The following is a 12585-nucleotide window of genomic DNA, read 5'->3' as shown; positions in this document are numbered from 1 at the left end:
GGCCTGGTCGCTGTTTTCGTTGTGGTGGCCGGTTGCTTAGCAAGCCTGACCGCTTGTTCAGAAAAGCTCACTGCGCTCTTTGACGCATGGGAACATTCTATTTCCAAAACAACCTGAGACCGGAGACACTTAAAAGCGTCTCCGGTCTTAGCGAAAGTCTCAATGCTAAGTCTTAGTTAGACGTCTTAGCAAAGCGAGCCAGAAGCTTGTTAGCTTCGTCTTCGATGGTCTGGAATGCGTCGTCTACTGACTTTTCACCAGAGAAGATTTTACCGTATTCACGGTTCATCACGTCACGCACCTGAACGTAGAAGCCCATGCGGTAACCTTTGGTGTTTTCGCCACCTGGCAGTGTCAGCTGCTTGATGCCGATTTCTGCAGCAGGAACGCGGTCGTAGTAACCATCCTTAGTTGCCAGCTCATATGCAGCGTTGGTGATTGGCACATAACCAGTTTCCTGGTGCCAGTAGTACTGCATGTCTGCGGAAGTCAGGAAGGAGTAGAAGTTCGCAACACAGTCGTTCTCGCCTTTTGGCTTACCGGACATTGCGAAGAGTGCAGCACCACCGATGAAGGTGTTGGTGCCTGTTTCGCTAACAGAAGCCCAATGTGGCAGGTAGGTTGCGGAGAATTTGAAGTCTGTGGATTTAGTCAGGCCACCGAAGGAACCTGAAGAACCGAGCCACATTGCAGCGGAGCCGTCCTGGAATACCTTCTGGTTGTCACCCCAGCCAGTGCCGTAGTAACCGAACAGCTCAGCGTCGAGCCAGCCTTTAACCTTGGTGAAGTGCATTTTGATCGCATCGTTGTTCACGAGGATCTTGGTGCCTTTCGCGCCGTCGTAACCGTTGTTGTTGGTTGCGAATGGCAGGTTGTGGCGGGACATGAAGTTTTCGGTGAAGATCCATGGCAGGTGAGACTGTGCCAAAGGAACATAACCAGCAGCTTTCAGCTTAGGAGCGATCGCTTCGAACTCTTCCCAAGTTTTAGGAGCTTCAACGCCTGCTTTCGCCAATGCTTCTACGTTGTAGTAGAGGATTGGAGTAGAGGAGTTGAACGGCATGCCGATCATTTTGCCAGCTGCGTCAGCGTAGAAGTAACGAACGCCAGCAATGTAATCTTCGATATTGAATTCAACGCCAGCGTCTTTCAAAAGGTCTTCAGCTGGAACAACTGCGCCTTTTGCACCGATGATAGTAGCGGAACCTGCATCAAATACCTGAAGAATGTTTGGCTGTTCGCCAGCACGGAATGCCGCAATACCAGCAGTCAAGGTTTCTTCGTAGTTACCTTTATAGACTGGGGTTAGCTGACACGCGTCCTGAGACGCATTGTATTTGGTGGAGATTTCGTTGACAACTTCACCCAGACGGCCGCCCATTGCGTGCCACCAGTTGATTTCTGTCGCAGCGAAAGATGCTGTTGAAGACATTGCGAGTGCTGCAAAGGTTGCGACACCAGTTGCTTTACGAAGAGTCATTTTTGTTGCCCCCCAGTGGGAAAGTTGAAAAAATCTAACATGCGAAGCGGAGTTAACACCTGATCCATCGCAGTGACGATCCATCCCCTACGCCTCATCTGCGATATCACTTAGGTGTTTCACACTAGGATGACAGTTTCTTGAAGTTTCGATGAATTGCAATTGGATCTTCGTTTTTTTTCATAATTATCATGAGATTGTCATGTTTCGGAAAAGCGAAACCGATCTAAGGCGACTGTTTTTTATGCAATATTTTCCACCATTCAGCATGGGTGAAGTGTCTAAAATTGGAAGTTTTGTTTCGAAAAAATTCGATACGAAAGATTTCGAATGTTGAGCATTTTGCAAAGATTTGTCGGCTAATCACTTGATATAAAGGAGAAATACCTAGACGGCGAATAAATTCTATTTTTGCGCTTTGCACGTTTGTGCGGATGAGCTGTCTTAATGCTTTAAGGCGCAGATTTTCGAATGCGAAAGGCGCTCAAACTTATCCACAGGCGCACTGTGTGCAACTCACCGAATGCAACTTCTAATGCAAAAGTTTGCATGCTCGAAAAGATGAAATGTATTCGTTTCAATCAAATAGAGTCATCTAACGGCGTTTTATGACAGCACTGAGGGCGCGAAACTTATGCTCAACGCCCTCAGGATGATCTCTTCCAGACTATAGCAATGCACCCAGACTAGTTGGAGGGTAATAATACCGCGTCGACGACATGGATAATTCCGTTATCTGCAGGAATATCGGCACTGATCACATTTGCTTTGTCGACGGTCACGCCCGATGAGGTTTTGGAGACGGAAAGTGTCTTGTCGCCCGAGCCCTTGATTGTCTTTACATGGATTGTCCGTCCAGGCAGGTCGGTAGATGCAAGCTTTCGTGGCAGAACGTGATAGCTTAAGACCGCGATCAATTGATCCTTATTCTCAGGCTTCAGCAACATTTCTACTGTTCCATCCGGAAGAGCAGCAAACGCTTCATCGGTTGGAGCAAAGACAGTCAGGTTTTCACCGTCCGCTAACGCGCCGTCCAAACCAGCCGCCTGAGCTGCAGCGATAAGGGTATTAAACTGCCCTGCCCCTTGAGCTACCTCTACAATAGTTCCAGCATTAGCACTTACTGATCCAGCAAGAACAAGCGAGCTTACAAAAGATATCATAGATAAACGCATAGAACCCTCCACTTCCCAGAGATGTAAATCGGGGAATTACATAAGTTTTGACTGCGACATTCTGCCGCGCACAAGTTCTTATACTGACCGGGATTGAAGGCAGATCACTCTGACCTGAATTTTATTTTGTTTCCTCGAATGCACGCAATGCTTCATCTCGTGATTTTTTGAGATCAACGATTGGCAGCGGATACGTTTCTCCCAGCACAACGCCTGCATCCTGCAGGATATCTTTAGGAGCTTCCCATGGTTTGTAGAGATATTTGTCCGGCAATTCTTTAAGTTCCGGGAGAAACCGGCGGGTGTAATCGCCATGACCATCAAACTTCTCGCCCTGTAGGACGGGATTGAAGATACGGAAATATGGGGCTGCATCAGCTCCACAGCCAGCAATCCATTGCCAGCTTGCACAGTTGTTGGCGAGGTCTGCATCCACCAGGCAATCCCAAAACCATGCTTCACCCAAGCGCCAGTCCAATAGCAAGTTCTTTACGAGGAACGAGCCAACGACCATCCGCAGGCGGTTATGCATATAACCAGTTTGCCAAAGCTCGCGCATGCCTGCATCGACAATCGGGATGCCCGTTTGGCCCTTTTGCCAAGCCAGCAAGCGTTGATCATCGGAGACCCACGGAAAGCTGTCGAATTTGGTGTTGAGATTGATTTGAGGAAGCGTTGGGTTATGGAACAACAGGGAGTAAGAGAATTCGCGCCAGCCCAACTCACTCCGGAAATGATCAATGTCGCGTGTTTCTTCGTGCATGTTGAGCGCCGACCAGATTTGGTTGGGCGAAATCTCACCAAAGTGCAAGTGCGGAGAAAGTCGCGAAGTGTGCATGAGAGCGGGGGAGTTTCGCCCTTCTTTGTAATTGGAGATACCGTTGTCGAGAAACGCATAAAGCCTGTTTTGCGCCGCTTGCTCTCCGTGCCTCCAACAATTGCTTACTTGCGCTGACCATGGACGGTTGTCGATCAGTTTCAGCTCATCAACAGACAGAGCGCCATTGGCAGTCACTTGATGCAGTTGCATTGGCTTAGGAACAGGCAAGGGCTTACGTGGCTCGGAAGCCTGCAGACAGCCCTTGCGATAAAACGGGGTGAAGACCTTATAAGGGTCGCCATCTGGCTTCGACACCTGCCATGGTTCCCACAGGAGCAAGCCGTTGAAGCTTTTTGCAGTTATACCGGCTTCTTCCAGCTCTGACTTCAAATGAGCATCATGCTCAATGCGCCATGGTTCATAGCATCTGTTCCAGAATACACCCGTCCCTCCTGCCTCCTGAAGAAGGTTCTTGATGACCACAGCCGGGTCACCCCGCATTATCAACAGCTGCCCTTTCAAGCTTTTATTGAGAGCTTTTAAAGAATGGTGCAGCCAGTTCTGCGCCGCGCCGCCATGTTCGCGCGCGCCTCTTTCACCGTCATTCAGGATGTAGAGTGGAATAACCGCGCCCGCCTCGCAAGCTGCAGTCAGGGCAGGATTATCGCTCAAACGAAGATCTTGACGGAACCAATGGATAACGACGGGTGCAGTCATCGACAGCCTCTGCTCAAAATAAACAGTTACGGCAGATGTATAGCAATTTCCTTGCGTATCAATGGCGATAGAACTTCAATTCTCGCAGTGTGCAAAGCGTCACTAGCGCGAGACTGGCCTTGTTTATCAAACACGCTCCAAAGCCACGTAAAGACAGCACAAAGATGCCAAGAGGACGATCAGGTATAATCTAAAAACATTGTTGGGATTTTTGAGTAAGAACCAGACATTCTTAGCCGTTTTTTGGCAAAATGTTTTTGGTGGAGCCTAGGAGGATCGAACTCCTGACCTCTTCGCTGCCAGCGAAGCGCTCTCCCAGCTGAGCTAAGGCCCCATACCATGCAGCATTTAAAACGGGCTTGGGTTGCCCTGCTGCGCAGTCTTCAAGGAACGTATACATTCCTCGCGAAATGCCAGACACTTTTTGCAAAATGTCTTTGGTGGAGCCTAGGAGGATCGAACTCCTGACCTCTTCGCTGCCAGCGAAGCGCTCTCCCAGCTGAGCTAAGGCCCCATCATTTCTTCCTTAGGCACTGAAACTTCAATGAAGTTCGTGTGCCGATGGAGGCGGAACATAGATGGGCCGCCCCCACATTTCAAGAGAATACTCTCTTAACAGCCTGCTGTTTCACAAGCTGTGGAAATTTTAGACTTCGTCGTCGTCGCGAGCCACAACGATGCCTGGTACGGAAGAGTCTTCGTCGTCTTCATCGTCCAAGAATACATCGGAGTCATCACCACTGATATCGTCGCTGATGTTTTCATCTTCCAGATCAGGGATGTCTTCACCAGATGCCTCAGCGTCTGCTTCTTCCAGAGAAACCAGTTCTGCATCGTCTTTGACCAATGCTTCCTTAGCTTCTTCTTTCTGAACAGCTTTTACAGCCTTGGCTGTTTTTGCTGTCATGCCCAGATCAAACATGTCGCCGCACTTAGGACAGATGATCGGGTCACGTTTCAAATCGTAGTATTTAGCGCCACACGCCGCGCACAAGCGCTTGGTTCCGAGTTCCGGTCTTGCCACGGTTCTCACCTTTGTTTGTATCTCGTTGACGGCCCCCTTAGCCTCAGGTTGGCCATCATGTCAAAGATAAATCTTAGAAATCTACCCGAAGTCGTACATTCACTGCTTAAATTTCGCAATAGTTCAATGCGCCCTAGGGTGACTGTCTTTTTCTTCCGTGTTAGGAGGAACTAGTTTTTTCAGTCTCGCAACCCCGGAAATGAACATGTCCCATAATTCGTCACCGCAAATTGTGACCGCTCACAGCGGCTCTCCGCTAAACGGTCAAATCAAAGTTCCAGGTGACAAGTCTATCTCCCATCGTTCTCTGATGTTTGGCGCCTTGGCGCTTGGCAAAACTACCATCTCTGGCCTTCTCGAATCAGAAGATGTGATTGGCACTGCAAATGCAATGAATGCCGTTGGTGCCAAGTGTGTTCGTCAGGAAGATGATACATGGACGGTTGAAGGTGTTGGACTGGGTAGTCTGCTTGAGCCGGAAGCTCCAATTGATTTTGGAAACGCGGGTACAGGCGTACGTCTGGCAATGGGTATTTTTGCGAGCCACCCGATTGCCGTCACCATGACTGGCGATGCCTCGTTGTCTGGACGCCCAATGGGCCGCGTCCTTAATCCGTTGCGTGAGATGGGTGTTCAGGTTGTTGCGCGTAACGGCGACCGCCTGCCAGCCTCTATCCGCGGTAGCGACACTCCAATTCCAATCACCTATCGCGTGCCAATGGCATCTGCGCAGGTGAAATCCGCAGTGCTGCTAGCTGGTTTGAATACTGCTGGTACAACAACTGTTATCGAACCTGTTGCAACACGGGATCACACAGAGAAGATGTTGGTTGGTTTCGGTGCTGACCTGAAGGTTGAGGTAAACGAGAGCGGTGAGCGTATCATTACGCTGCAAGGCCAGCCGAAGCTACAGCCTCAGGACATTACGGTTCCTGGCGATCCATCTTCAGCTGCCTTCCCAATTGTTGCTGCTTTGATCACACCGGGTTCTGATGTCACTGTTGAAGGCGTGCTTTTGAATGAGCATCGCATTGGACTTATTACTAGTCTGCTTGAAATGGGCGCTGACATTACCATCTTGAATGAACGGGAAAGCGGCGGAGAGAAGATTGGTGATATTCGCGCCAAGTATTCACGATTAAAGGGTATTACGGTTCCAGCGGACCGGGCACCTTCTATGATCGATGAATATCCAATTCTGTCCGTAGCTGCTGCATTTGCTCAAGGTGACACTGTCATGTTTGGTCTTGAAGAACTGCGTGTGAAAGAGTCAGACCGCCTGGCTGCTGTTGCACGTGGTTTGGAAGCAAACGGTATTCCGTGCGTTGAAAAACAGGACAGTCTGACTGTTACTGGTGGGGCAAACAATATTGGCGGTGGCACTGTTACAACACATCTGGATCACCGGATCGCAATGAGCTTCCTTATTCTGGGGCTCGCTGCACACAAACCGGTACAGGTTGATGATGCAGCGCCAATCGCGACAAGCTTCCCGACCTTCCTCTCCATGTTTGGTGAGCTGGGTGGCAAGCTTGAAAATAAAAATGAGGAAGCTGCATGATTATTGCTCTGGATGGACCAGCGGCATCTGGCAAGGGAACGCTCGCACGCCAGCTCGCTGCGCATTTTGGACTCCGCCATCTGGATACTGGTTTGACGTATCGCGCTGTCGCCGCTGCGCTGCTTGCGCGCGGCCTGCCACTTGGTGATGAGAACGTTGCAATCTCTGTTGCCCAGAACCTTGATCTTGGGAACCTGGATCGCAATCAGCTCTCTTCCCACGAAATTGGTGAGGCAGCCTCTCGCATTGCGGTCCTTTCCGGTCTGCGCGAGGAACTGGTGAGCCTTCAGCGTGCATTTGCAGAACAAGAGCCGGGTGCTGTTTTGGATGGCCGTGATATCGGGACTGTTGTGTGCCCGGACGCGACGGCTAAGCTATTCATTACCGCGTCTCCAGCAGCCCGTGCAAAGCGTCGTACAGACGAGTTGAACGGCAAGGGAATTCCAGCAGATTTTAATGAAATCCTAGTGGATTTGGAGCGTCGCGACGAGCGCGATAGCACCAGAAAAGACTCTCCATTAAAACCCGCTGAAAATGCACACTTGCTTGATACGACAGAAATGGATATAGACTCCGCATTTCGTGCGGCTGTGGATATCGTCGAACGCGCCCGGAATTCAGCTGTTTCATAACAGCCTTCGGAGCTCGCGTTTGTTATATCAAGCGACTGTAACGATACCGAATTTGGACAAGTGTGACCGCTTTCGCCGGCCCACTTACTCGTAAGTGGTTGTTTTTCAACGCGAGTTGAGAACCGGGAGCCCTTGTCCTTTAGTGTTAACACAAACCCGCCGGCGAGCGCCATTCTTATGGCACCAGGAGATTTCATGGAAAATCAGAACTTTGCTGCTGAAGATTTTGCAGCTCTGTTGGAAGAATCTTTTGCGACTTCCGACCTTTACGAAGGCACCGTTGTAAAAGGCACCGTTGTTGCTATCGAAAAAGACCTCGCTGTTATCGACGTAGGTCTGAAGGTTGAAGGTCGCGTTCCTTTGAAGGAATTCGGCGCAAAAGGCCGTGACGGCGAAATGGCCGTTGGTGACGAAGTAGAAGTTTACCTTGAGCGCGTTGAAAACGCGATGGGTGAAGCTGTTCTGTCCCGCGACAAAGCACGCCGCGAAGAAAGCTGGGTTCGCCTTGAAGTTGCTTTCGAAGCTGGCGAAAAAGTTACTGGTCAGATCTTCAACCAGGTTAAAGGTGGCTTCACCGTTGATCTGGACGGCGCAGTAGCATTCCTGCCACGCTCTCAGGTAGACATCCGTCCAGTACGCGACGTTACTCCTCTGATGCACACTCCACAGCCTTTCCAGATCCTGAAAATGGACAAGCGCCGTGGTAACATCGTTGTGTCCCGTCGTACCGTTCTGGAAGAAACACGCGCTGAACAGCGTTCTGAACTCGTTCAGAGCCTGGAAGAAGGTCAGACCGTTGAGGGTGTTGTTAAGAACATCACCGACTACGGTGCATTCGTTGACCTTGGTGGCATCGATGGCCTCCTGCACGTTACCGACATTGCATGGCGTCGTATCAACCACCCAAGCGAAGTTCTGACAATCGGTCAGACCGTGAAGGTGCAGATCGTTCGTGTGAACCAGGAAACACACCGCATCAGCCTCGGCATGAAGCAGCTGGAAACAGATCCATGGGATGGCATCGAAGCCAAATACCCACTGGATTCCAAGTTCTCCGGTCGTGTAACCAACATCACCGACTACGGTGCATTCGTAGAACTGGAGCCAGGCATCGAAGGCCTGATCCACGTCTCCGAAATGTCTTGGACCAAAAAGAACGTACACCCAGGCAAAATCGTTTCTACTTCCCAGGAAGTTGAAGTGGTTATCCTTGAAGTGGACGCTTCCAAACGCCGTATCTCCCTGGGCCTCAAGCAGACTCTGCAGAACCCATGGGATGCATTCGCACAGCAGTACCCACTTAACGCCACCGTAGAAGGTGAAGTTAAGAACAAGACCGAATTCGGTCTGTTCATCGGTCTCGAAGGCGATGTTGACGGCATGGTTCACCTGTCCGATCTGGACTGGAACCGTCCGGGCGAGCAGGTCATCGAAGAGTACAAGAAGGGCGACGTTGTTAAAGCAGTCGTTCTTGACGTTGACGTTGAGAAAGAGCGTATCTCTCTCGGCATCAAACAGCTCGACGCTGATCCGTTCGAATCCGCTGGCGACGTTCGCAAGGGCGCAATCGTTAAGTGTGAAGTGACTGAAATCAAAGACGGCGGTCTCGACGTTAAACTCGTAGACGGCGACCTCTCTGCATTCATCCGTCGCGCTGACCTGTCCCGTGAACGTGGTGAGCAGGATCCTTCCCGCTTCAACGTTGGCGATGTGATCGAAGCTCGTATCACTCAGTTCGACAAGAAGACCCGCCGCGTTGGTGTATCCATCAAGGCACTTGAAATCGCTGAAGAAAAAGAAGCGGTTGCACAGTACGGTTCTTCTGACGCTTCCTCTTCTCTCGGCGACATCCTCGCTGCAGCTATGAAGAAGCAGAACGACGACGAATAAGATCTAGCAATAGATTTTGCGAAGAAGCCCGCTCATTTGAGCGGGCTTTTTTGTTGCGTTGATGAGTGCGTTCGTTTGCGTTGCTTCGCGTTATTTTGCGCGCTTATGTCTGAGACGAGCTTGGGAGCGGCCTGTTTCAGGGAGTTCTGCCTCTCAGCAGAGTTAGCCCCTGATCTTCTTCACGGAGCTCATCAGGAGCGCTCTCGGACCTTTTGGCATTGCGAGTACGATGCGCTTTGCTAAGGGGCGCAGGTTCTTGAGCCAGAGACTGGCATAGAGCTGTCCCTTGAATGAGAGCGGACTGACTGCATCGAAGACACTGGCGACCTGTGAGGTCCATGTCATTTTGTAGCGGGAGGCTGGCTTGAGGAAATCGACTTTATCGATCCCAAGTGCAAAACACGCTTCGATGACGTCCATCTGGTGAAGTTTACCGGGACTGGATTGTTCGTAGTCCGGGTTCCAATCGGCCATGTAAGCAGAATAGCAGCCTTCGAACAGGAAGCCCCATTCGGTAGAGATTGGCCGATCACCGTGCTTCAGTTCGAAAGCGATGAGCTCACAGCCTTTGGCAGTGCCCTTGCTTAATGAGAGAAGGAAGTTCTGCAAGCCATCACCTTCCAGCGCGCGCGATGAGTAGCCCATGGCTTCGACCCAGTTTTCACGCCCATTTAAGGTTCGTAGAAGCAGGGTTTCGAGTTCCGAATCTTCTTGCCGGACAACGCGATGTGTCAGGCCTGCGGATTTGTGCAGGCGATTGCGTTGGTTGCGAATGGTTTTGCGAGAGCGCGCGGAGATGGATGTTAGATAATCCTCAAAGCTGTTCCACTGGTTCAGCTCCAGCCATGGGGCGCCATCGGTTTCTCCGACCTCGGTGAAATAAGTGCTGGCATACTCATAAAGCGCGCCGCCTTCTCTGATCTGGCGGAGATGAATAACATCAGCGCCAGCTTTTTGCAGGTATGGCTTCAGGTGGTCCAGCACGTCAGCAGGACTATAGGCTGGATCAAGCAACATTTCTGAGTACTGCTGAAAAGGCTCTCCTAAACCAGTCAGCGCTTTCAGGGACTTTTGCTTCTCAATGCGCAGCGGCAGAACCGCGATCAGGCTTTGTTGGTCGTAGACAGCGAAGATTTTGGCTGACTGGACCGATGCAGGATTTTCAAGCATCGCTATGATCCAAGCATAGCTTTGAAAGACCAGATTACCTTTGGAGGCCTGCTCCAGTTGGTGCCATTGTTGCTGGAGTTCTGCTACCTCGACAGCAGACTGCAACACGCGCACAGACGGATTTTGAAGTGCTTTTGTTGCAGAGCTCAGCCGCACAGAGGCGAGCTCGTTCGATGTGATAACATCTGCCTGCAACAAACTTCTCCCTTATCGATGCATAAAATGACTTTAACTAAAGCAGTTTGCGTATCTTTAGCCGAAAACCAGTGTCTACTGTTCGACAAAACACTTTAAATGACTGAATCTCATGGCTCTCGCCCTAGAGCACGTCGCGTTCATTAGCATTCACGCACCGTGCTCCAAAATCTTTGTTGGAGCGAATTCTTGTCGTTTGATTGAATCCAATCAAACGGAACGCGCTCTAACTCCTGATATTTATACATAGTTGTTTTCAACCAGTTAAAAGTAGAAGTATTTTATAGAAATCTGAGCATTTGAGTTTCTCACGTTTCCGTTAGGAGCATCAGCACTAGAAATACTGTCTCCTCAGCATGGTTTCTCTCAGGGTGATGACAAATCGTCACTTGATTTATTGCCCCACAGAAAATGGAATACACTTGATTTAATTCAGGAGGGTTTCATGAGTGATTTGAAAGTTGCGCTGATTGTTGCTGGTGGCAGTGGTATGGGTGCTGCTGCTGCACGTAAGCTGGCAGAGGACGGTTATAAGGTCGCCATCCTCTCTTCCTCTGGTAAAGGCGAGAAGCTGGCTGAGGAACTTGGTGGTGTCGGCGTTACAGGCTCCAACCTTGAAACTGCGGATCTCCAGCGTCTTGTTGATGTTGCGATGGAGAAGTGGGGCCGTATTGATACAGTTGTCAGCAGTGCCGGTCATGGTCCAAAGGGGCCGATCCTTGAGCTCACCGATGAAGACTGGTCTAGAGGGATGGACTTCTACCTCCTGAACGTGGTGCGCATCACCCGTATTGTTACTCCAATCATGGAGGCACAGGGCAGAGGCAGCTTCGTCAACATCTCAACCTATGCTCTGTTTGAGCCGGAAGAGCTTTTCCCGACATCCGGTGTGTTCCGAGCTGGCCTTGCTGCGTTTACGAAGCTGTTTGCGGACAAGTATGCATCCTCGAATATTCGCATGAACAACGTCCTACCAGGCTTTATCGATAGCTTGCCAGAGAAGGAAGAACGCCGCGATCGCATTCCAATGGGGCGTTATGGCACCTCACAGGAAGTAGCTGATCTGATTGCTTTCCTTGCCGGGGATACCTCCAGCTACATGACGGGACAAAATATCCGCATTGACGGCGGAATTACGCGCTCAATTTAGGCTGGACAATTTTGCGAAGGTATCTGTCGCAATTTGCGTGATGTCATTTTCTCTCGATTAATCGGAGAGATCTTAAACCTGTACGATCAGAAAGGGGCGGAGACGCCCCTTTTTTAACGACGCGCCTGTACTTCACCAGAAGCAAACAAAGCAAATTGTGTGATATGGAGCATTTACATGTGCTCAATTTTAATTAATGTAAATATTAATTCACTTTAATCAAAATAAACATAATAGATAAGCAATAGTAAATTGATGATAAGATTCGATAACAACCTTTAATTTGCTATACACCACCTAAGATAGAGTCGTTTTTCGAAATTTTCTATTTCTGATTTCTATTTATCTTCAAGTAACATCTGTATATTACTTTACATGGCGAGCAAGAGAGTATCCCATTCTCTCGAACTCCACTGTGCTGTTTGTCTTGAAACATCGTTGAGGCCAATAAAAAAAATAAGGTCCGGCAGCTTCAAGACTTCGGAATGCCCTAGCGGTCCGCCCGAAACCGCAGGGCTAACTGGAAACCCGTTTTACGCCGTCCTTGCAGCAATCGGCTTTGGGTTTCCAACAGCGCGCGGTGAACTATGCCCCTAGTTCTCGCGTCAAGAATTAAGATCACTGAACCTATCGGTTTTCAGAGCAATCGATAAAACAGTGGCCCAAAAAAGACGAAAAGTCCAACTGGCCCCATGGCCATACAGATCCCGTTCCGTTCTCAGCTCCCCCCCACCTCCTGATGAACGGAACGGATTTTTTATGCGATAAACA

9 protein-coding genes and 2 tRNA genes are annotated in these 12585 nt (G+C 49.9%); 4 read left to right on the top strand and 7 right to left on the bottom strand.

What is annotated here, in order from left to right; all coding sequences use genetic code 11:
* Positions 1–172: 172 nt before the first annotated feature.
* The 6 genes from BM231_RS03240 to BM231_RS03210 form a co-directional block, all read right to left on the bottom strand.
* A complete protein-coding gene (locus BM231_RS03240) occupies positions 173–1480 on the bottom strand; it encodes an extracellular solute-binding protein (protein WP_093516655.1) in 1308 nt (435 codons plus the stop codon).
* A 686-nt stretch (positions 1481–2166) separates the two neighbouring features.
* Positions 2167–2655: a fasciclin domain-containing protein gene (locus tag BM231_RS03230; RefSeq protein ID WP_063304302.1), complete on the bottom strand. Its 489-nt coding sequence runs from the start codon at positions 2653–2655 to the stop codon at positions 2167–2169.
* 121 nt (positions 2656–2776) lie between these two features.
* Entirely contained in the window at positions 2777–4192 is a 1416-nt protein-coding gene (locus tag BM231_RS03225; RefSeq protein WP_093516651.1) for a cryptochrome/photolyase family protein, read from the bottom strand.
* Between the two features lie 258 nt (positions 4193–4450).
* A tRNA-Ala gene (locus tag BM231_RS03220) sits at positions 4451–4526 on the bottom strand.
* A 104-nt stretch (positions 4527–4630) separates the two neighbouring features.
* Positions 4631–4706, bottom strand: a tRNA-Ala gene (locus BM231_RS03215).
* Between the two features lie 132 nt (positions 4707–4838).
* Positions 4839–5216, bottom strand: a complete 378-nt coding sequence (locus BM231_RS03210; protein ID WP_093516649.1) for a TIGR02300 family protein — start codon at positions 5214–5216, stop codon at positions 4839–4841.
* Positions 5217–5421: 205 nt separating this feature from the next.
* On the opposite strand from BM231_RS03210, the gene aroA reads away from it, so the two are divergent.
* The 3 genes from aroA (at position 5422) to rpsA (ending at position 9299) form a co-directional block, all read left to right on the top strand.
* A complete protein-coding gene (gene aroA, locus BM231_RS03205; protein ID WP_208860020.1) occupies positions 5422–6777 on the top strand; it encodes a 3-phosphoshikimate 1-carboxyvinyltransferase in 1356 nt (451 codons plus the stop codon).
* Positions 6774–7409, top strand: coding sequence for a (d)CMP kinase (gene cmk, locus BM231_RS03200; protein ID WP_063286511.1), 636 nt, complete (start codon positions 6774–6776; stop codon positions 7407–7409). Before aroA ends, cmk begins: the two co-directional genes overlap by 4 nt.
* A 195-nt stretch (positions 7410–7604) precedes the next feature.
* Positions 7605–9299, top strand: a complete 1695-nt coding sequence (gene rpsA / locus BM231_RS03195; RefSeq protein WP_093517072.1) for a 30S ribosomal protein S1 — start codon at positions 7605–7607, stop codon at positions 9297–9299.
* Between the two features lie 162 nt (positions 9300–9461).
* On the opposite strand, the gene BM231_RS03190 is transcribed toward rpsA, so the two are convergent.
* Positions 9462–10664, bottom strand: coding sequence for a GNAT family N-acetyltransferase (locus BM231_RS03190; RefSeq protein WP_208860019.1), 1203 nt, complete (start codon positions 10662–10664; stop codon positions 9462–9464).
* A gap of 445 nt (positions 10665–11109) precedes the next feature.
* Between BM231_RS03190 and BM231_RS03185 the strand changes: the two genes are divergently transcribed.
* Positions 11110–11814 (top strand): SDR family oxidoreductase, encoded by a 705-nt coding sequence (locus BM231_RS03185; RefSeq protein ID WP_093516645.1) that lies wholly within the window; start codon positions 11110–11112, stop codon positions 11812–11814.
* Positions 11815–12585: the final 771 nt, after the last annotated feature.

The organism is Pseudovibrio ascidiaceicola, assembly GCF_900114245.1.
Taxonomy (GTDB): domain Bacteria; phylum Pseudomonadota; class Alphaproteobacteria; order Rhizobiales; family Stappiaceae; genus Pseudovibrio; species Pseudovibrio ascidiaceicola.
The sequence above is the reverse complement of the archived record's forward strand: the minus strand, read 5'-3'. Positions and strand labels throughout refer to the sequence as shown.